Genomic DNA, 21,730 nt, shown 5'->3' with positions numbered 1-21,730 from the left:
CGTATAGTCATGCAGGTCAGGCAGCATTAATATTTGAATCACAGACCAATTCAGTCTTTATATATCATACACCAAAGCAAATTTTTAATTAACCTGATATGCCACATTATTATAAGCTAGGGCAAATACCGCACAAGCGCCATACCCAGTTCCGTAACGCGGATGGCCGGCTGTATTCTGAGCAGTTGTTTTCGACAGAAGGGTTTTCTTCTAATTCCAGTTTATTATATCATTGTCATCCGCCTACTGAAATTGTGAAAGTAGATGAACCCTACTCTGTAGCGCCGAAAGTGGCAGAAGAGAAAATGCTCAAACATCGTAGCTTCCAGGGTTTTAAAGTGCAACCGGAAGACGATTTTATGAAAAGCCGCAAAGCTGTACTGGTTAATAACGACCTGCATATTGTACTGGCAGCTCCCCGTAAAAGCATGGAAGATTACTTCTATAAAAATGCCGATGCGGACGAGATGATTTTTGTACATGAAGGCAGCGGGGTACTGAAAACCCAGTATGGTCAGCTGAAGTTTGGCTATGGCGACTACCTGGTTGTGCCACGTGGTACTATTTATCAGATCACCTTCGATACGGAAGATAACCGCCTGTTTATTGTGGAGTCGTTTAGTCCTATCCGTTATCCCAAAAGATACCTGAGCAAATACGGACAGCTGCTGGAACATGCTCCTTTCTGCGAAAGGGATATCCGTCAGCCGGAACAGCTGGAAACGATAGACCAGGAGGGCGACTTCCTGATCCGCATCAAAAAGAAAGGCGTGGTATACCCGATTCATTACAAGCATCATCCTTTTGATGTGATTGGATGGGATGGCTGTGAATATCCGTTTGCCTTCTCCATTCATGACTTTGAGCCGATTACCGGCCGCGTACATCAGCCGCCACCGGTACACCAGACTTTTGAAGGCAGCAATTTTGTCGTTTGTTCTTTCTGTCCGCGTTTGTTTGATTATCACCCGGAGGCTATTCCGGCGCCGTACAATCATAGTAACATCGATAGTGATGAAGTATTATATTATGTAGATGGTGATTTTATGAGCCGCAAACATGTGGTGCGTGGCATGATCACCCTGCATCCGGCAGGTATTCCGCATGGACCGCATCCGGGCGCTGTGGAAAAAAGCATCGGTGCAAAAGAAACCAAAGAACTGGCCGTAATGGTGGATACTTTCCATCCGTTACAGATTACGGAAGCAGCATTGGGCATTGAAGACGACAGCTATGTAATGAGCTGGGCAGAATAAAAGCATGAAAATCATACACCAAAATAAACTTACACACCAAAACATTTAAACGTCATGGAAACTGTATTCGCTACCCCTGGCAATGTGACCGGCCAGCAGGATTTCTTACCACTCAATGGTACAGACTATATTGAATTTTATGTTGGCAATGCCAAACAGGCGGCCCATTTTTACAAAACAGCTTTTGGTTTTCAGTCTTTAGCCTATGCCGGACCGGAAACAGGTGTGAAAGATCGTACTTCCTATGTATTGGTACAAGGGAAAATCCGTTTCGTTTTAACAACCAGTTTATCTCCTGAGAGTGAGATTACAGCTCACGTAACCGAACATGGCGATGGTGTAAAAGTATTAGCCCTGTGGGTAGATGATGCCCGCCTGGCTTATGAAGAAACCGTTAAACGTGGTGCGGTATCTTACCTGGAACCAGTAGTGGAAAAAGATGAATTCGGTGAAGTGGTACGTAGTGGTATCCGCACCTATGGTGATACCGTACACCTGTTCATCGAACGTAAAAACTATAATGGCCTTTTCCTGCCGGGTTATAAAGCCTGGAATACTGCCTATAACCCTGCCGATACCGGTTTACTGTATGTAGACCATTGCGTGGGTAATGTGGGCTGGAATGAAATGAATACCTGGGTAGATTACTACGAAAAAGTAATGGGCTTCAAAAACCTGATTTCTTTCGATGACAGTGATATCTCTACCGAGTATTCTGCTTTGATGAGTAAAGTAATGAGTAACGGTAACGGTCGTGTGAAATTCCCGATCAATGAACCGGCAGAGGGTAAAAAGAAATCTCAGATTGAAGAGTATCTCGACTTCTACGGCGGTCCAGGTGTACAACACGTAGCCATCGCTACCAATGATATCGTAAAAACAGTAGGGGATTTACAGCAAAGAGGCGTTGAGTTCCTGACGGTACCTTCTTCTTATTATGAGACTGTACTGGATAGAGTAGGTAAAATCGACGAAGATATCCGCCCGCTGCAAGAGTTGGGTATCCTGGTAGACCGGGATGATGAAGGGTATCTGTTGCAGATCTTCACCAAGCCTTTGCAGGATCGGCCGACTGTATTCTTCGAGATTATTCAGCGGAAGGGAGCTCAGTCGTTTGGTAAAGGTAATTTTAAGGCCCTGTTTGAATCGATAGAAAGAGAACAGGCGCTCCGCGGTAACCTGTAATATCGTTAACATATCGATAACTATGTATCTATTGCTGCAGAGAAAAATGCCGGCGTCCGGTCATCCGGTTTGTTATCCCCTGATGGTGACCCGCACATAATGCCCGGCTGAAATGGTTACAACAAATTCAACTCCAGTCCGTTCCGGTTTCCCGGAACGGATTTTTTATTATTTTAAATAATTTATTATTATATTTAATATGTAAAATATGGATTATACAAAAAATATTACTGTATAACCCATGTGTGACGTGTCCCACTTAAAACGGGAGGTTTTGGTACGATTTTCATTATATATTAGCCCAAAATTAATACAGAGCACCTATGCACAACAAGTTCATTGCCCAAGGGGCAATCTTTGCCGCTTTATTGTCGTCCGTAGTAACTTTTTCCAGCTTCCGGCCGGAAGGCGACAATCCCCACAACACTTATCTGCATAAAGTATCTTCCCCCGCAGGACAAATGCTGCTGGAATACAATGCAGATAAAACCATCAAAAAGATTGTACAGCAGCACAAAACGGAGAATGCCTCCTATAGTGATGTACAACTGCCGGTATACGAAAACGGCCGTCTCGTAAAAAGCCTGCTGGCCGACGACGAGCAAACCACTACCGGAGATCTGTACCTGTCATTCGACTACGCCGGTACCGGCGATAAAGTAGCTAAAATCAGTTACTACCGCGACGGCGCCGTTTATGCGTACGATTCACTGGTATATAATAATGATGGTAAACTGGCTACCCGCTACCAGTTCTCTAAAAATGCTGCTAAAAACACACTGGAAAACAACGGCTACCAGGAATACACCTGGAACGAAAAAGGCGATGTAAGCCAGATGGACAACTACGCTAAATTACCAGGTAACAGCAAATTCATGCCTGTGTCTTCCGTTAGCTACACGTATGACAACAGACAAAACCCGCAGCTGCAACATCCTGAACTGGCCAGCCTCCTGGATGCCACTGCACCGAACCTGTCTGCCCACAACGTACTGTCTGAAAGTATCAGCACACCACATTCTTCCCGCGTGATTACCAACACCTACTCTTATGCCTACAACGCCGGCAAATATCCGGTGCGGGGCACTTTCAGTTCAGGTATGGATCAAACCGTGGCTAAAATGGAATGGGTGAAACTATAACCTGGATTTTGTACGGCAATCCCCTGATAATCTCTTAACTTTACAGGCAATATTCAATCAATTGTTCCGTTTTTATGAGCATACAAGTGCTGTTTGGCGTATTGTTTTTATTAGGTGGGATTTTTCAGGCCTTTACGGCTATATTGATTTATCAGGGGCACCGACATTATATCCTGAAGATCGCTAACCGGAAAGTAGGCATGATAATATATTTCATTTTTGCTTTATTATTGTTTTATCTTGCCTACATAAACCTGGTGTAAATATTTAAACTTTGTTGAAATAGATATGAAGCGATTTGTAGTTTTAGTCCTGATCCTCTTAGGTACAGCTAAAATTTTTGCCCAGCAATCTTTCCTCGATAACCAGAAGATGTTTCCTAAAGTAGGAGAAGCATACCGTGAGAAGGAAGAACTGTTGAAGAAAGAATTTGAAAAGAAAGGGCTGACATATCCTGCAAAATATATGTTTGTCCGCTCCTTTAAGCTGGACAGTGAAATGGAGATATGGGTGAAAAACAACGTCTCCGATACTTTCCGTCTCTTTAAATCCTACCGCGTGTGTACCCTCTCCGGAAAGATGGGACCCAAACGTAAGGAAGGCGACCGTCAGGTACCGGAAGGTTTTTATTATATCAACGATTTCAATCCCAATAGCAGCTATCATTTATCACTGGGTATCAACTATCCCAATTTTTCCGACCGCATCCTGAGCGATCCGAAAAAACCAGGTGGAGAAATCTATATTCATGGTAACTGTATTACAGTGGGATGCATTCCTTTGACAGATGAATTTATTGATGAGGTATACATCCTCGCGGTAAATGCCAAAAATGCCGGCCAGGATTTTATCCCGGTACACGTATTCCCGGTAAAGTTCGGGAATATCCGTTCCATGGATTATCTGGGTACCGTTACCCTGACAGATAACTCTTCCCAGCAATTCTGGGTAGAATTGAAAACAGCGTACGACTATTTTGAAAGACACCATCGCCTGCCGATTGTACTGGTAGATGATAAAGGCAAATATATTATGTAGTAAAAGCGCCACCACAGTACCACACAGGGTGCTGCCCGGCAGGAAAAGATACCAACAACGAAAGTGCGAAGCAGGAGCAGGTGTTATATCGGCTTTTTCTTCGCTTTTTTTATGCCGGTAATCCCGGCAACAGCCAGACAGCCTGAGCAGGCTGTTTTATATACGACCACGATGAAATGATGCTGCAGTCAACCGTAATTTCTGATTCCACATTTGGTTTTTAAGAATATTTTTTTCAACTTGTCCAAAGGTCAAATCAATTTACCATTTATGCACAGAAGAGACGCAATCAGGAATGTGGCGATTTTGTTGGGTACTGCCATTTCCGCTTCCACGTTATCAGCGCTAGAAAGCTGTACAGGTTCCGCTCCCAAAAGTTATGATTTACATAAGCCGGAAACAAAAACGTTACTGGCAGAAATAGCGGAAACCATCATTCCCAAAACAGATACACCCGGCGCCAAAGAGGCGAAAGTAGAAGAGTTTATCATTACCATGATAAACGACTGCTACAAAAAAGAGGACCAGGAGCGCTTCCTGGAGGGACTCTCCAAAATTGATGCTGCCGCAAAAAAGCAGTTTAAAAACGGATTTAATGAACTGACGCCGCAACAGCGTACCGAGCTGCTTACCCAGATAGATAAAGAACGGGTGGAGTACAACAACCGTAAAGACAAAAAAGAAAACGACCCGCCACACCATTTCCAGCTACTGAAAGAACTGACCCTGCTGGGGTATTTTACTTCTGAACAGGGTGCTACCAAAGCCTTGCGCTATGTTCCTGTTCCTGGTAAATATGAAGGCTGCATACCCTACACGAAAGGGGAAAAAGCCTGGGCTTCCTGATAACAGGATCGTTTAATCGGTTTAAAGCCGACAGCTATCGGCTGAAGGCGGTTTCATTTACGCTTAAATCCTAAAATTCCATGAATCTCAATATCAAAGCGCAGGAACAAAATACCTATGATGCCATCGTAATTGGTTCTGGTGTCAGCGGTGGCTGGGCTGCCAAAGAACTGACCGAAAAAGGCCTGAAAGTACTGATGCTCGACCGGGGCAAACCCCTGGAGCATATCAAGGATTATGATACGGCTACCAAAGACCCCTGGGAATTCAAACACCGCGGCCGCATCACGGTAGATCAGCGCGAAACCCATCCCAAACTGGCGCGCGACTACCCTTACAGTGAACACAACGAGAAATTCTGGATCAACGATTCGGAAAGTCCCTATAACGAAGTAAAACGTTTTGACTGGTATCGGCCGGATATCGTGGGCGGTAAATCCATCATGTGGGGCCGGCAGTCCTACCGCCTTAGCGATATGGACTTTGAAGCCAACGGGAAAGATGGCATCGCCGTAGACTGGCCGATCCGGTATAAAGATATTGCCCCCTGGTACGATTATGTGGAAAAATTTGCCGGTATCAGCGGTACCCGGGAAGGATTGCCACAGTTACCGGACGGACAGTTCATGCCTGCCATGGAAATGAACTGTGTGGAGAAAGATGTAAAGAAACGCGTGGAATCTGCTTTTAAAGGCCGTATCATTACCATGGGCAGGGTGGCCAACATTACCCAGCCGCTGCCTGGGCGGGGCAGCTGCCAATACCGGAATCTGTGTAGCCGCGGTTGTCCGTTTGGCGCCTATTTCAGTACACAGTCTTCTACCTTGCCGGCTGCCATGGCTACCGGTAACCTCACCCTGCGTCCGGATTCCATTGTGAACTCCGTTATCTATGACGAAAAACAAGGAAAAGCTACCGGCGTAAAAGTGATTGACAAGCACACCAAGGAAATGGTGGAATACTACGCTAAAATCATCTTCATCAATGGCTCTACACTGGGGTCTACTTTTGTGATGATGAACTCCGTTTCTTCCCGTTTCCCGAACGGGCTGGGAAATGATAGTGGCGTATTGGGTAAATACCTGATGGATCACCATTTTCGTACAGGCGCCTATGGTACTGCAGAAGGATATGAAGATAAGTATTACTTCGGCCGCCGGGCCAATGGTATTTATATCCCGCGTTACCGTAATATCGGCAACGATAAAAGGGATTATATCCGTGGCTTTGGTTACCAGGGTGGTGCCAGCCGCTCTGGCTGGAGCAGGGGTATTGCCGAAATGGGCGTGGGCAAAGATTTCAAAGACATGCTGACCGAACCCGGTAAATGGAGTTTGGGATTAGGTGGTTTTGGAGAATGCCTGCCTTATGAAGATAACCGGGTTACCCTGGATACCAGTGTGAAAGATGCCTGGGGCCAGCCGGTGCTGAAATTTGATGCGGAGTTCAAAGAGAATGAAAACAAGATGCGGAAAGATATGATGAACGATGCCGCAGAAATGCTGGAAGCTGCCGGTCTGAAAGATGTAAAAACTTACGACAACGGTTCCTATCCGGGCATGGCCATTCACGAAATGGGTACCGCCCGTATGGGACGTGATCCGAAAACCTCCGTACTCAATGGTTTTAACCAGATGCATGCTGTGAAGAATGTATTTGTAACGGATGGCGCCTCCATGACTTCCGCCTCCTGCGTCAATCCATCCCTGACCTATATGGCGTTGACAGCAAGAGCGGTGGACTATGCTGTAAAAGAACTGAAGAAAGGAAATATCTGATAAGCCACTGTTTTCCGGCAGGTACAGGGGAGCCCTGTGCTGCCGGGAAACAGTAATACCCACGATTTATGAATCTGAATATAAAGGCAGAGCAACAGCATACCTATGATGCGATCGTTGTCGGTTCCGGCATCAGTGGCGGATGGGCAGCAAAAGAACTGTGTGAAAAAGGACTGAAAACCCTGGTCCTGGAAAGAGGCCGGGAGGTCACACACGTAAAAGACTATACGACCGCTATGATGGATCCCTGGGAGTTTAAATACCACCTGGGTACCTCCAATGAAATGCGGGAGAAATATCCTATTCAAAGCCGTTGTTATGCCTTTGATGAGGCTACCCAGCAGTTCTGGGTAAACGATAAAGAAAATCCGTATAACGAAATAAAGCCTTTTAACTGGCTGCGGGGCTACCAGGTAGGGGGCCGTTCGCTCATGTGGGGCCGGCAGGTATACCGCTGGAGTGACCTGGATTTTGAAGCCAATTTAAAAGACGGACATGGCGTAGACTGGCCGATCCGTTATAAAGATCTGGCGCCCTGGTATAGTTACGTAGAAAGCTATATTGGCGTAAGCGGACAGGCAGAAGGCCTGCCGCAGTTACCGGATGGCGTTTTCCTGCCACCTATGGAAATGAACTGTCTGGAAAAACATGTGGCGGCCCGGATTAAGGAAAAGTACCAGGATCGTATCATGACTATTGGCCGTGCAGCGCACCTGACCAAAGGATTGAATAACCGGGGACCTTGCCAGTATCGTAATCTGTGTGCCCGTGGTTGTCCTTTTACCGGCTATTTCAGCAGCAACGGTGTAACGTTGCCGGCTGCTGCAGCTACCGGTAATCTCACCCTGCGGCCGGATTCCATCGTATTGGAAATACTATATGATAAAGATAAAAGCAAAGCTACCGGTGTGCGGATCATGGATGCACATACTTTACAGACAACGGAGTATTATGCAGACCTGATTTTCCTGAATGCTTCCACGCTGGGTACCAGCTGGGTCATGCTGAATTCAGTATCAGATCGTTTCCCGAATGGTTTTGGCAATGACAGCGGCCAGCTGGGGCATAACCTGATGGATCACCATTTTGGTGTAGGCGCCGGCGGTGACTTTGATGGTTTTGAAGACCAGTATACCAATAGCGGTCGCCGTCCCAATGGTATTTATATTCCGCGTTTCCGTAACGTGAACGAACAAACGAAGCAGGGGGATTATGTACGGGGATTTGGTTACCAGGGAGGGGCCGGAAGAGGCCGGGGTACCAGCTTTGATGGTATTGGTGTGGCATTGAAGGTGGCGCAGTCTGAACCTGGTAAGTGGGGCATGGGTATTGGCGCCTGGGGTGAACACCTGCCTTATTTTGAAAACAAGGTATCCCTGAATCAGGCGAAAAAAGATAAGTACGGACTGGCCACACTGGATATCGATTGTACGTTTAAGGAGAACGAACAGGCCATGCGTAAAGACATGCAGGAAAGCGCGAAGGAAATGCTGGAAGCGGCCGGGATTAAAAACATATATGGGTACGACAGCGCGCCGCCTCCGGGGCATTGTATTCATGAAATGGGTACCGCGCGTATGGGCAGAGATCCTAAAACGTCGGTACTCAATGATTTTAACCAGGTGCACGCAGCGAAGAATGTGTTTATTACAGATGGTTCCTGTATGGCGTCTTCCTCCTGTGTGAATCCATCCATTACGTATATGGCGCTTACCGCCAGGGCATGCGACCATGCGGTAAAGGAAAAGAAGAAAGGCAATATTTAATCCGCATAAAGAAAAAGCAGGATCCCCTTTCCGGGAGTTGGCAGCAGGCTGGTTGCAGCCGGTATGTTGCAGATGGCTGGAAATGAGTATCCTGCTTTTTTGATGCAGTACGGAAAGACGCATAGTGACGGGGAAAGTGGCTTATTTTAGCGCCTCCTTAGCGTAACATATACACTAATAAATAATCCCACTGCCTTGTAATTCCCGGTGAAAAATCTTAACTTAGGAATATAGGTACTTCTATTTTTTTACTATCTAAAAAGGCTTGCCATGGGAAAAGTACGTAACATCCTGCAAGCCAAGGGTCACGCAGTTTATTCAATTCATCCCGATAGTACTGTTTTTGAAGCCCTGCAAATGCTCGTTGATCGTAATGTGGGGGCGTTGACAGTCGTTGATGAAAATGAAAACTTCCTTGGCATTTTTTCTGAACGGGACTATGCCCGCAGAGTTATTCTCAAAGGACGTGCATCAAAAGAAACCCTGATCCGTGAGATCATGACAGAGCGTCCTATTACCGTTACCGAAGAGGAGGGCATCGAAGAATGTATGGTAAAGATGACGGATAAGCGTATACGTCATTTACCGGTAGTAGATGCACAGAACAGATTAATCGGTCTCATTTCCATCGGAGACGTGGTGAAGTTTATTATTGATGACCAACGCTATATTATTACCAGTCTCGAGTGTTATATTACGGGAACGCATACCTGATTTCCTGTGTAAATCATTTTTGTTTTTTCGGTTAAATCTGTGTAAATTCATCTTCATATAGTCTTTACCGTGATGAAGATGCTGACGTTATGAAAAAGGATTTTTTCCGGTTACTTCCTGTATACACTTGATATTAGTCTTCGTATTTTAGAATAGACATTTTTTCAACAGCTTTATTTAATAGAAAGGAAAGCATACGACCGCTTTTTTGATAGACTGGCATAACGGACTTTAAAAGTTAATCGCTCGGAGGGCGAACACCTTGAAAAGCGCTGTTTCAGACATCACCCCTATCTGGCCCCTGCTGGCCTATGGTGCTATTGTTGTGGTACTGATTGGTATCATAGTAGGATTATCCTATGTGCTCGGACAACGTCACCATGACCGCGCTACCGGCGAAGCATATGAATCCGGCATTATTTCTACCGGCTCCGCCCGACTCAGATTCCCCTCACAGTTTTACCTGGTAGCTATGCTGTTCGTTATTTTTGATATCGAAACAGTATTAATCATTTCCTGGGCTATTGCATATGAAGAAGTAGGATGGACCGGATTTATTGGCGTGTCTGTCTTCATTTTTATCTTACTGGCTGTACTCATCTACGAATGGCGTAATGGTGCCCTGGATTTTGGCCCTGACGGGAATAAAATACTGCGCGCATATAAAAAGATGCGCAAGCATCGTACTACTAACGCTAACGACTACACGGATATTAAGACACAACAAATTGTAATGTAACACACCAGACTGTTGATTTTTTACTTCACCCTCAGTAAATCAACACTGCATGAAATGGTGGTTGACCAAAACGAATGACGTCTCGGGCAAAATATCCGGTAATACTTCTATGGAAGAAGTAATCCAGCAAAGCGTAATGCTGACTTCCGTTGAAAGCCTGCTGGCCTGGGGCCGTAAAAACTCTATGTGGCCTTTCCATTTTGGCCTTTCCTGTTGTTTTGTGGAAATGGCAACTGCCATGACACCCAAATATGATGTAGCCCGCTTCGGCGCCGAAGTAATCCGCGGTACCCCCCGCGAAGCAGATGTGATGATCATTGCCGGTACCGTATTCATTAAAATGGCGCCCGTTATTCAACGGTTGTATGAACAGATGATGGAACCCCGCTGGATTATTTCTATGGGCTCCTGCGCCAACTCCGGTGGTATGTATGATATCTACAGTGTAGTACAGGGCGTAGATAAATTTTTACCGGTAGATGTATACGTACCCGGATGCCCACCCCGCCCGGACGCTTTTATGCAAGGCCTCATGCTGCTGCGCGACCAGGTAGGCAAAGAAAAAAGACCCCTCAGCTGGGTGATCGGAGAACAAGGCGTCATCAAACCGGAGAAAATTGTGATGAAAGACGTACTCCGGGAGAAACGGCAGCAAATGACACAGTTTAAAACACCTGATGAAATATAGGCTTTACTCACTGTAACGGCTATATGAAATAACAGCAAGGAACTCTCCGACATTTTATCGTCACAAGTCTAAACTTAATACGCTATGCCACAGCGCATTGAAGCGGAATTAAGCTCCCGTTTCGGGGATGATACCTTTCATCCGCAAACCACACGGGATGAGACGCCCACCTTCTGGACGCCGCAGGAGAAGATTGTGGCCGTTTTACAATACCTTAAATCCGGAATAAAAATGCCTTACCGCATGCTCTATGACCTCACGGCCATTGATGAGCGTGCGTATAAAAGGGCACAGAACGGTCATAAACCCTATGACTTCACGGTAGTATATACCTTGTTCTCGTTCGACAGAAATGAATTTCTCCGCCTGAAAGTAGGTCTGCACGGAGAATACCCTTCCCTCGATACTATTACGGGCATCTGGCCCGCGGCCAATTGGTATGAACGGGAAGTATACGATATGTTCGGCATTCGCTTCAACGGCCACCCGCTCCTCAAACGTATATTAATGCCTGTTACCTGGGAGGGGCATCCCCTCAGAAAGGAACACCCTGCCCGCGCTACCGAAATGGGCCCTTTCAGGCTCTATGATGAGAAGGTAGACAGGGAGCAGGGAGCTTTACAATTTGACCCCGAAGAATGGGGCTTAAAACGCCACAGCGAGGATGCCGACTTCATGTTCCTCAACATCGGCCCACAACACCCGGGCACACACGGAGTTCTCCGTATCATTTTACAACTCAATGGTGAAGATATTATAGACGCTGTTCCCGACATCGGGTTCCACCACCGTGGTGCGGAAAAGATGGGGGAAAGGCAGTCGTGGCACACCTATATCCCCTATACAGACCGTATCGACTATCTGGGAGGCGTCAATAACAACCTGGCATATCTCCTGGCCGTAGAACAGCTGGGAGGAATTGAAGTGCCCTTGCGGGCCCAGGTGATCCGCGTGATGTTGTGCGAGTTTTTCCGGATCGCCAGCCACCTGGTATGGTATGGCACCTTTGCCCAGGATCTGGGCCAGTTGTCGCCCGTATTCTACATGTTCACCGACCGCGAACGCATTTTCGAAATTATTGAAGCCATTTGCGGAGGCCGTATGCATCCCAATTGGTTTCGTATAGGTGGCGTTGCACAGGACCTGCCCAACGGCTGGGAGCAGCTGGTGAAAAACTTCATCAGCTATTTCCCCCGCCAGCTCCGGGAGTACGACAATATGGTCATGAAGAACTACCTGTTTAAGGCAAGAACCAAAGGTATTGGTATCTATACCGAAGCAGAAGCCATTGAGTGGGGCGTCACCGGTCCCGGACTAAGGGCCTGCGGCCTGGAGTGGGACATGCGTAAAAAACGTCCGTACAGCGGCTACGAAAACTTTGCTTTTGAAGTGCCCGTGGCACAGAACGGAGATTGTTACGACCGGGCCGTGGTACGCGTGGAAGAAATGCGGCAAAGTCTGCGCATCATTGAACAATGCGTAGCCTATATGCCTGCCGGTGACTACAAATCACATCACCCGCTGGCCACTCCGCCTGTGAAGGCACACACCATGAAAGATATCGAAACCCTCATACACCATTTCCTCAACGTAAGCTGGGGACCGGTGATTCCGGCAGGAGAGGCCATGAGTTGCACGGAAGCAACGAAAGGCTGGAACAGCTATCACCTGCTCAGCGATGGCAATACATCGGCCTACCGGGTACGGGTACGAACGCCCTCTTTCCCGCACATGCAGATGTTGCCGTATATCAGCCGGGGCTACACGGTGGCAGACCTGTTATCGATTCTCGGCGGAATGGATTATGTACTGGCAGATATTGACAGATAATTTATCAACATATGCTTTCAGCACTTGAAATAGAAAAAATTACGCATGAAATACAGCACGTGCCCGTGAAAAAGGCGGCCTGTATAGAGGCGCTGAAAATCGTACAGGCACAGCGCCGCTGGGTCTCTGATGAAAGTATTCAGGACATCGCTGCCATACTGGATATGAGTACGGCGGAAGTAGACAGTGTGGCTACTTTCTACAACCTTATTTTCCGCAGTCCGGTAGGCCGGCATGTGATTCTGCTGTGCGATAGTATCAGCTGCTACGTGATGGGCTATACGGAGCTACGGAATAAACTGATGGAATTATTGCAGATAAAATATGGACAAACAACCGCCGACGCCCGCTTTACCCTGCTGCCCAACGCCTGTCTGGGTACCTGCGATCATGCGCCGGCATTGATGATAGACGACGACCTGTACAGAGATCTGCAGGTAGCAGATCTGGAAGGAATACTGGCGAAATACGAATGAATCAATTGACCCTGCTATCCGCATTACTTATTGGTTATTAAACAGACCGCTTAATCATTCTTTTATGGAACGACCACTCACCCAACATATTCCTGCTTCCGGAGCTGCCTTGCATATCAGGGAGTATGAAGCTGTAGGGGGCTATAGTGCTTTGCGTAAAGTACTGGAGCAGTTTACACCGGCAGAAGTTACTGCTCATGTAAAGGATGCCAATCTGAAAGGCCGTGGCGGCGCAGGTTTCAGCACCGGGATGAAGTGGAGTTTTGTACCCATGAATGTACCTGGCCCCAAATACCTGGTTGCCAACGCAGATGAAATGGAACCGGGTACCTTCAAAGATCGCTGGCTGCTGGAGGGCAATCCCCATCAGCTGCTGGAAGGAATGATCATCGCCGCATATGCCATCCAGGCTACCCAGGCTTTTGTATTTCTCCGCTGGGCCTACAAACAGGCGGCCCGTGAAATGACCCGGGCCATTGCCGATGCCTACGCGGCTGGTTATCTCGGTAAAAACATCCTCGGAAAAGATTATAGTCTGGATATACAATTACATACCGGCGTAGGCAGGTATATGTGCGGAGAAGAAACCGCCCTGCTTAATTCGCTGGAAGGTAAACGGGCCATCCCACGCGCCAAACCGCCCTTTCCACAGGTAAGCGGCTTGTTTGGCAAACCTACCATTGTCAATAATGTGGAAACACTTTGTTATATCCCGCATATCATGAACAAAGGCGGCGATTGGTTTAAATCACTGAGCTATACCGCCGACGGGGGAACGAAAATTTATGGGGTAAGCGGAAAAGTGAATAAACCCGGCGCCTGGGAATTGCCCATGGGCGTTACGATGCGGGAATTGCTGGAAGAACATGCCGGCGGTATGAAAAATGGCTTCCGTTTCCGCGGCGCTTTGCCGGGAGGTGCTTCCACTGATTTTCTGACAACAGCGCACCTCGATGTGAAAATGGATTTCAACGGCGTGGCCGCTGCCGGCAGCCGTTTGGGTACGGGCACTATGGTGGTGCTGGATGATCGTACCTGTCCTGTCGGATTTGTACATAACCTCGAACATTTCTTTGCGCAGGAATCCTGTGGCTTTTGTACGCCCTGTCGGGAAGGATTACCGTGGACAGAGAAAATACTATACGCCATGGAACAAGGGAAAGGAACGGAAGAAGACCTGCAGTTACTGGATATGCATACAAAGCTGCTCGGACCCGGCAACACCTTTTGTGCGCTGGCACCCGGTGCAATGGAACCTTTGCAGAGTGCGCTCAAATATTTCAGGGAAGATTTTGAACAACACATCAAAGAAAAAAAGTGCCCTTATGCCCATCATTCACATTGATAATAAACCATACGAGATAAAGGCTGGTAAAAACCTGCTGGAAGCCTGCCTGTCGCTGGGCCTCAACCTGCCTTACTTCTGCTGGCACCCGGCCTTGGGATCTGTAGGCGCCTGCCGGCAATGTGCGGTAAAAGTATTTAAAGATGAGGCAGACACCAAAGGCCGCATTGTGATGTCCTGCATGGAACCGGTGAAAGATCAGCTGCGTTTATCCGTTGACGATAAAGAAGCAGCCGACTTCCGCAAACATATCATTGGCTGGCTGATGACCAATCACCCGCACGACTGTGCTGTGTGTGATGAAGGGGGCGCCTGTCATTTGCAGGATATGACTGTGATGACCGGCCATTCCTACCGCGACTATCACTTTACCAAACGTACCCACCGCAATCAATACCTGGGGCCATTCCTGAATCATGAAATGAACCGCTGTATCCAGTGTTATCGCTGCGTACGTTTTTATAAGGATTTTGCCGGCGGCAAAGACCTGGATGTTTTTGCGGCACACAACCACGTGTATTTTGGCCGGCAGGAAGAAGGTACGCTGGAAAGTGAATTCAGCGGCAACCTGGCGGAAATATGTCCGACTGGCGTATTCACGGATAAAACCCTCAAGGAGCACTATACCCGCAAATGGGATATGACCTATGCGCCTTCTGTATGCCAGGGGTGTGGCCTGGGTTGTAATATCACTGCCGGAGAAAGATATGGTTCGCTGCGGCAGATCTCCAACCGTTTTAACAGTGCGGTAAACGGTTACTTTTTATGTGACCGTGGCCGCTACGGATATGAATTTGTGAACAGTGACCAACGTATTAAAGAACCGATCGTGCGGCATTTTCCGGGAGAAGGCGCCAACGGCCTGCCGGTAATGCAGCACATCCGGAATAAGGTAAAAGCAGGGAAGGTGATTGGCATTGGCTCTCCACGCGCTTCCCTGGAATCGAATTATATACTGAAACAATTGGTTGGCGCGCAGCAGTTTTATCTCGGTGTGTCTGCTGCAGATCATGAGCTGGTATCCCTGGGTATGAAAATACTGCAACAGGGGCCGGTGCGGGCAGCTTCGTTGCAGGAGGCCGCCGCTGCAGATGTGGTATTGATTCTGGGAGAAGATATTACCAATACGGCGCCGATGCTGGCATTATCTGTCAGACAGGCGGTGCGCCAGGTACCGGTAGGTGCTGCTGTGAGTCAGATACAGGTGCCCACCTGGCAGGATGCCGCCGTACGCGAAGCCGTGCAGGATGACAAAGGCCCTTTGTTTATACTCAATGTACAGGAAACCAAACTGGATGAACTGGCACGCGGTGCTTACCATACGGCGCCTGATAATATTGCACGTATAGGCTTTGGTGTTAGTCATCTGCTGAGCAGTAAAATGCCGGAAGTAACAGGCATGTCTGAGCAAGGTAAAGCTGCGGCAGAGCAGATAGCCGTAGCATTGAAAAATGCAAAGAATCCCCTGATCATTGCCGGCTATGGCAGTGGCAGCGAAGCCGTGCTGAAATCGGCCGCAAATGTGGCCTGGGCATTGTATGACCTGGGCATTGATGCCATGCTCACCTTTACCGTGCCGGAATGTAACAGCATCGGCCTGGAAATGCTGGGCGGCGCCCGCCTGGAGTCTGCGGTAGACCAGGTACTCAACGGGTCTGCAGACACGGTGATCATCCTGGAAAATGACCTGTATCGCCGCATGGATCAGCATAGTGCGGAACTGTTTTTTAAACATACCAAAGAAGTGATCCTGCTGGATCATCTGTATAATGCGACGGCAGAAAAAGCAACTGCGATTTTACCCGCCGGCACCTTCGCGGAATCTGATGGCAGCCTGGTGAATAATGAAGGTCGGGCACAGCGCTTCTTCCAGGTGTTTACACCGGCCAGCGCTGCCAAAGAGAGCTGGCGCTGGCTGCTCGAACTGGCAGCCGTGCTGGGACATCCTACCTTGTCGTCGCTGGCGCACCTGGATGATGTGGTGAAAGCAATTGTACAGGATTACAAAATATTTGAAGGGCTGGAAAGTATTGCGCCATCCGCAGACTTCCGGATAGCCGGACAAAAAATTCCACGGGAACCGCACCGCTACAGCGGCCGCACGGCCATGCTGGCAAATATCAATGTCAGCGAGCCCAAACCGCCGGAAGATCCGGATACGGCGATGTCGTTTACCATGGAAGGATACCGGGGAGAACCCCCTGCAGCCATGATTCCTTTTTTCTGGTCACCGGGATGGAACTCCATTCAGTCTGTCAATAAATTCCAGGAAGAAACCGGCGGCCCGCTGCATGGTGGCGAATCGGGTAAACGGCTGATCAATCCTGCCCGGAATAAACAGGCGCCCTTCTTTACAGATGTGCCGGAACCTTTCCTGCCGCTGGGTGGCCACCTGTTGCTGGTACCGCTGTTCCACATCTTCGGATCAGAAGAACTGAGTGTACACACACCTGGTATTGCGGCGCGTATGCCGGCGCCCTACATCATGCTGCATAGTGCAGATGCAGAAAGATTACAGATTACGGCTGGTCATCTGTTGCATTTTACAGATAACGGTCATCACTATACGTTACCGGTTATTATTAACGATACACTGCAGCAGGGCGCTGCCGGCATCCCGGTAGGATTACCGGATATGCAGATTGCAGAAGCGCCGCAGCTGATAAAAATATAGGTTATGATCAACACCTGGTGGATTATAGGAGGAGTGCTGTTTGCACTGTTAAATACGGCTGCGGGCCTGATATGGGTGGAGCGCCGGATGCTGGCGCTTTGGCAGGACCGCTACGGGCCCAACAGAGCAGGCCCTTTCGGCATCCTGATCGTATTGGCGGATACCATCAAACTGTTTTTCAAGGAAGACTGGATACCACCGTTTGCCGATAAAGTAGTGTTTGTATTTGCACCAGGTGTAGTCGTATTCAGTGTGCTGATGAGCTTTGTAGTAGTGCCTTTTGCCCCCGGTATTATTGTGGCAGACCTGAATATCGGCCTGCTGTTTTTCCTGGCGATGTCATCGTTGGGGGTATATAGCATTGTACTGGGAGGGTGGGCCTCCAATAATAAATATGCCCTGTTGGGAGCCATGCGTGGCGCTTCCCAGATGATCAGCTATGAGGTATTCATGGGGCTGTCGCTGATGGGGGTAGTAGTACTGAGCGGATCTTTTAATTTACATGAAATAGTAGCGGCGCAGAAAACAGTTTGGTTTATCGTGCCGCAATTTATTGGGTTTCTTATTTTCCTGGTAGCCGGTGTAGCGGAGACGCACCGGTTACCATTTGATATTCCGGAAGCGGAAAGTGAGCTGGTAGCTGGTTTCCATGCGGAGTATTCCGGGATGAAATTCGGTATGTTCTTTATTGGTGAATACCTGGGGGTGACACTGATATCTGCGATGCTGGTGACCCTGTATTTTGGCGGATGGCTGGGACCCGCTTTCCTGCCGCCGGTGATCTGGTTTGTACTCAAAACATTTGTTTTTATTATGCTGTTCATCCTGCTACGGGCTTCTATGCCGCGGCCGCGTTATGATCAGCTGATGGAATATGGCTGGAAGGTACTGTTCCCTTTGTCGCTGGCAAACCTGTTGGTAACGGCGGCAATTAAACTGTGGCTCAACGGATGAAATCTGTATTACTGAACTTATAAATCCTTACAGGATGTTTAGTTTATTTAGAAGTATGTGGCTCACGTTTCTGCATATGTTTCATAAGCGGGAAACGTTTCAATATCCGGAACAGAAAGCACCATTGCCAGCCCGCTGGCGCGGACGCATTGCCCTTACCCGCGACCCCGACGGAGAGGAGCGTTGTGTTGGCTGCTACCTGTGTGCGGCGGCCTGCCCGGTAGATTGTATCTCCCTGCAGGCAACGGAAGATGAACACGGCAGGCGTTATCCGGAATTTTTCCGCATTAATTTCTCCCGCTGTATCTTCTGTGGTTTCTGTGAAGAAGCTTGTCCTACCTATGCCATACAACTCTTGCCCGATTTTGAAATGGCGGAATACAACCGGCAAAACCTGGTATATGAAAAAGAGGATCTGCTGATCAACAGCCAGGGAAAATATCCGGGTTATAACTATTACAATATCGCTGGCCTGGCCATTAAGGATAAGGATAAAGGAGAGGCAGAACAGGAAGAACCACCAGTAAATATCAAAAGTTTGTTACCATAAACACAACCAGATGAACACAGCCTTTTGTATCGCAGCAGCTATCGCTGTATTGTCCACGCTGATGGTCATTACCCGTTATAATATCATGCACGCCCTGTTGTACCTGGTGGTATCGTTGCTGGCGGTAGCGGTGGTATTGTATATGTATGGCGCGCCGTTTATGGCTGCCCTGGAAGTGATTGTATATGCCGGTGCGATTATGGTGTTGCTGATCTTTTTTGTGATGATGCTGAACCTGGGAAAAGAATCGGCTATACAGGAACGACAGTGGCTGAAACCACATATCTGGATTTTTCCGGCAATATTATGTCTCATTCTGCTGGGAGAGTTGTTGTTTCTGGTGATGCAGAACCGGCAACCGGCGGCAGGTATACAGGTGGTTGACCCCAAAGCTGTGGGCATGGCCCTGTTCGGGCCTTATCTGTTGGCGGTGGAGCTGACCGGAATGTTGCTGATGGCAGGTATTGTAGGGGCGTATCACCTGGGCCGTCAAAAACAAAAAACCTTACATCGTTTCCTTGAAAATACAGACGTATGAACCTACATCCAACTACAGCGGGCTTGCTGTTGTCCGGCGTTTTATTCGTACTGGGATTGATCAGTATACTGGTGCGGCGCAATATCATTTTTATGTTATTGTCGGTGGAGATTATGCTCAATGCAGCAGGACTGGCTTTTGTAGTCGCGTCGGCGCATTGGGGTACGGCAGACGGGCAGGTGATGTTTATGTTCATCCTGGCGATGGCAGCAGCAGAAGTTTCCGTTGGACTGGCATTGATTCTCCAGCTGTATCATCAACTTAAAACATTGGATAGTGACGAAGCCAATAAAATGAATGGCTAATAAAAATAAGATATTATGTTCCCTGCACTCATCCCCGCTATTCCATTTCTAAGTGCCTGTATCCTGATGCTGTGCTGGCGCCGCATCGGACGTACAGCCGTTACCGTAGTCGGATGCGGTAGTATTGCCTTGTCAGCTTTGGTAGCCCTGGTAATAGTTGGGCAACTGGCGGCAAACGGTCAGCAGCCTGTTGTACAGCATGTCTGGAACTGGCTGCAGGCAGGTGGATTTACAGCGGGTATAGACCTGCGCATAGATGCCCTGTCGGCTATGTTTGTGCTGGTAATTACGCTGGTGGGATTCCTGATACATGTATATGCCACAGGCTATATGGCAGATGATCCGGATTACAGCCGCTTCTTTGCCTGTATGAATTTATTTGTGGGGGCTATGCTGGTATTGGTGATGGCAGATAATTTATTGTTGCTTTATTTCGGCTGGGAAGGCGTGGGGCTGTGCAGTTATCTGCTGATCGGTTTCTGGTATAAAGATCCGGCCAATAATTACGCCGCCCGTAAAGCATTTATTGTCACAAGGGTCGGAGATACTGCGATGGCAATTGCCCTGTTCCTCCTGTTCCAGTATACCGGTACCTTAGAGATCCCGGGGATCCTAAGTAGTGCAGCACAGCAATGGACAACAGGCAGTCCTATGGTAACGCTTATTGCTTGCCTGTTGCTGGGAGGAGCAGTTGGCAAATCAGCCCAGCTGCCATTACAAACCTGGCTTCCTGATGCCATGGCTGGTCCTACGCCGGTGAGCGCGCTGATTCATGCGGCTACGATGGTAACGGCCGGGGTATATCTGCTGGCGCGTACCCACACCCTTTTTGAACTGGCGCCGGATGCACAGGCGGCTACGGCAATTATTGGCGCCGTGACGCTGGTACTGGCGGGTTTCAGCGCGCTGGTACAAACAGATATTAAAAGAGTGCTGGCCTATTCTACGGTGAGCCAGATCGGTTATATGTTCCTGGCACTGGGATGCGGGGCCTGGTCGGCGGCCGTTTTTCATTTTGTTACCCATGCTTTTTTCAAAGCCTTGTTGTTTATGAGTGCAGGCGCCATCATTGTGGCTTTGCATCATGAACAGGATCTATTTAAGATGGGAGGATTGAAGAAACAGCTGAAAGCGGTTTACTGGGTTTTCCTGATCGGAGCCGCTTCGCTGGCAGCCATTCCTTTTGTTACGGCCGGCTTTTATAGTAAAGACCAGATTATCTGGCTGGCGTGGTCCGCAGCGGGCGGCCATCCTGCCTTATGGGTGGCAGCATTGCTCGGCGCCTTGCTGACAGGCATGTATACTTTCCGTATGTTCTTCCTGGTATTTTATGGAGATGCCAAAACACATGTGCATCACCTTCCCGGAAAAGCCATGATGATACCGTTATATATACTGGCCGTTTTATCTGTGGTAGCTGGTTTTGTAGAGCTGCCACATACACTGGGGCATCTTACGCTGGTAACCGATTGGTTATTGCCGGTATTGCCACAGGTAACCGTTGTGCAGGAATCGGCTGCGCTGGAGTGGTTGTCGCAGGGCATATCGGCCTTACTGGCGCTGAGCGGTATCGGCCTGGCCTATACCTGGGTCATCCGCCGGCCTAAAGGGATGTCGGACTTCCTGGAGATGCCGGCGCTGGAGTGGTTCCGCGGGCACTGGGCGAGAGGATGGGATTTCGACCGGTTGTACGATGTACTGTTGGTACACCCCTTTGTATACTTGTCCAGGGTAAACCGGAAAGATCTGGTAGACCGCCTTTACACGGGTATTGCCCGGTTAATGGAAGTATGTCATCAGCTGCTGGCACGTACCCAAAGCGGTATTCTCCGCTGGTATATCCTGGGTGTGGTATTGGGAGCAGTAGCTATTTTATCGGTATTGATCTGGCGGATCTATGAATAAC

At 48.4% G+C, this 21,730-nt stretch carries 19 protein-coding genes; all 19 read left to right on the top strand.

What is annotated here, in order from left to right; all coding sequences use genetic code 11:
- The first annotated feature begins 98 nt into the window (after nt 1-98).
- The 19 genes from OL444_RS25710 (at nt 99) to nuoL (ending at nt 21,729) form a co-directional block, all read left to right on the top strand.
- A complete protein-coding gene (locus tag OL444_RS25710) occupies nt 99-1,256 on the top strand; it encodes a homogentisate 1,2-dioxygenase (RefSeq protein ID WP_264728769.1) in 1,158 nt (385 codons plus the stop codon).
- A 54-nt stretch (nt 1,257-1,310) separates the two neighbouring features.
- Nucleotides 1,311-2,441 carry a 4-hydroxyphenylpyruvate dioxygenase gene (hppD, locus tag OL444_RS25705; RefSeq protein WP_264728771.1) on the top strand — a complete coding sequence of 377 codons (1,131 nt, stop codon included), beginning with the start codon at nt 1,311-1,313 and terminating at the stop codon, nt 2,439-2,441.
- A gap of 323 nt (nt 2,442-2,764) precedes the next feature.
- Complete coding sequence (locus OL444_RS25700) at nt 2,765-3,583, top strand: hypothetical protein (RefSeq protein WP_264728773.1); 819 nt, start codon at nt 2,765-2,767, stop codon at nt 3,581-3,583.
- 288 nt (nt 3,584-3,871) lie between these two features.
- The gene (locus OL444_RS25695) at nt 3,872-4,621 is read left to right on the top strand and encodes a L,D-transpeptidase family protein (RefSeq protein WP_264728775.1); all 750 of its coding nucleotides are present in this window, start codon (nt 3,872-3,874) and stop codon (nt 4,619-4,621) included.
- A gap of 270 nt (nt 4,622-4,891) precedes the next feature.
- Complete coding sequence (locus OL444_RS25690) at nt 4,892-5,467, top strand: gluconate 2-dehydrogenase subunit 3 family protein (protein WP_264728777.1); 576 nt, start codon at nt 4,892-4,894, stop codon at nt 5,465-5,467.
- An 80-nt stretch (nt 5,468-5,547) separates the two neighbouring features.
- A complete protein-coding gene (locus tag OL444_RS25685; protein WP_264728779.1) occupies nt 5,548-7,245 on the top strand; it encodes a GMC oxidoreductase in 1,698 nt (565 codons plus the stop codon).
- A gap of 68 nt (nt 7,246-7,313) precedes the next feature.
- Complete coding sequence (locus OL444_RS25680; protein ID WP_264728781.1) at nt 7,314-9,011, top strand: GMC oxidoreductase; 1,698 nt, start codon at nt 7,314-7,316, stop codon at nt 9,009-9,011.
- Nucleotides 9,012-9,281: 270 nt separating this feature from the next.
- Nucleotides 9,282-9,725 (top strand): CBS domain-containing protein, encoded by a 444-nt coding sequence (locus OL444_RS25675; RefSeq protein WP_264728783.1) that lies wholly within the window; start codon nt 9,282-9,284, stop codon nt 9,723-9,725.
- Nucleotides 9,726-9,987: 262 nt separating this feature from the next.
- A complete protein-coding gene (locus OL444_RS25670) occupies nt 9,988-10,464 on the top strand; it encodes an NADH-quinone oxidoreductase subunit A (protein ID WP_264728785.1) in 477 nt (158 codons plus the stop codon).
- Nucleotides 10,465-10,513: 49 nt separating this feature from the next.
- Nucleotides 10,514-11,152: an NADH-quinone oxidoreductase subunit B gene (locus OL444_RS25665; RefSeq protein ID WP_264728787.1), complete on the top strand. Its 639-nt coding sequence runs from the start codon at nt 10,514-10,516 to the stop codon at nt 11,150-11,152.
- Nucleotides 11,153-11,236: 84 nt separating this feature from the next.
- Nucleotides 11,237-12,982, top strand: a complete 1,746-nt coding sequence (gene nuoC, locus OL444_RS25660) for an NADH-quinone oxidoreductase subunit C/D (protein ID WP_264728788.1) — start codon at nt 11,237-11,239, stop codon at nt 12,980-12,982.
- 11 nt (nt 12,983-12,993) lie between these two features.
- Nucleotides 12,994-13,458, top strand: coding sequence for an NADH-quinone oxidoreductase subunit NuoE (gene nuoE / locus OL444_RS25655; RefSeq protein WP_264728791.1), 465 nt, complete (start codon nt 12,994-12,996; stop codon nt 13,456-13,458).
- 64 nt (nt 13,459-13,522) lie between these two features.
- Complete coding sequence (gene nuoF / locus OL444_RS25650; protein WP_264728792.1) at nt 13,523-14,803, top strand: NADH-quinone oxidoreductase subunit NuoF; 1,281 nt, start codon at nt 13,523-13,525, stop codon at nt 14,801-14,803.
- On the top strand, nt 14,784-17,477 hold the full coding sequence (gene nuoG, locus OL444_RS25645; protein ID WP_264728794.1) for an NADH-quinone oxidoreductase subunit NuoG: 2,694 nt from the start codon (nt 14,784-14,786) through the stop codon (nt 17,475-17,477). The genes nuoF and nuoG overlap by 20 nt, the downstream gene beginning before the upstream one ends.
- A 3-nt stretch (nt 17,478-17,480) precedes the next feature.
- Nucleotides 17,481-18,431 carry an NADH-quinone oxidoreductase subunit NuoH gene (gene nuoH / locus OL444_RS25640; RefSeq protein ID WP_264728796.1) on the top strand — a complete coding sequence of 317 codons (951 nt, stop codon included), beginning with the start codon at nt 17,481-17,483 and terminating at the stop codon, nt 18,429-18,431.
- A 34-nt stretch (nt 18,432-18,465) separates the two neighbouring features.
- Nucleotides 18,466-18,981, top strand: a complete 516-nt coding sequence (gene nuoI, locus OL444_RS25635; RefSeq protein ID WP_264728798.1) for an NADH-quinone oxidoreductase subunit NuoI — start codon at nt 18,466-18,468, stop codon at nt 18,979-18,981.
- A gap of 10 nt (nt 18,982-18,991) precedes the next feature.
- Nucleotides 18,992-19,519, top strand: a complete 528-nt coding sequence (gene nuoJ, locus OL444_RS25630; RefSeq protein WP_264728800.1) for an NADH-quinone oxidoreductase subunit J — start codon at nt 18,992-18,994, stop codon at nt 19,517-19,519.
- Nucleotides 19,516-19,824 carry an NADH-quinone oxidoreductase subunit NuoK gene (gene nuoK, locus OL444_RS25625; protein ID WP_264728803.1) on the top strand — a complete coding sequence of 103 codons (309 nt, stop codon included), beginning with the start codon at nt 19,516-19,518 and terminating at the stop codon, nt 19,822-19,824. Before nuoJ ends, nuoK begins: the two co-directional genes overlap by 4 nt.
- 15 nt (nt 19,825-19,839) lie before the next feature.
- Nucleotides 19,840-21,729 carry an NADH-quinone oxidoreductase subunit L gene (gene nuoL / locus OL444_RS25620; protein WP_264728805.1) on the top strand — a complete coding sequence of 630 codons (1,890 nt, stop codon included), beginning with the start codon at nt 19,840-19,842 and terminating at the stop codon, nt 21,727-21,729.
- Nucleotide 21,730 lies beyond the last annotated feature (1 nt).

This window comes from Chitinophaga nivalis (assembly GCF_025989125.1).
Classification (GTDB): domain Bacteria; phylum Bacteroidota; class Bacteroidia; order Chitinophagales; family Chitinophagaceae; genus Chitinophaga; species Chitinophaga nivalis.
This window is presented reverse-complemented; position numbering and strand designations above follow the sequence as displayed.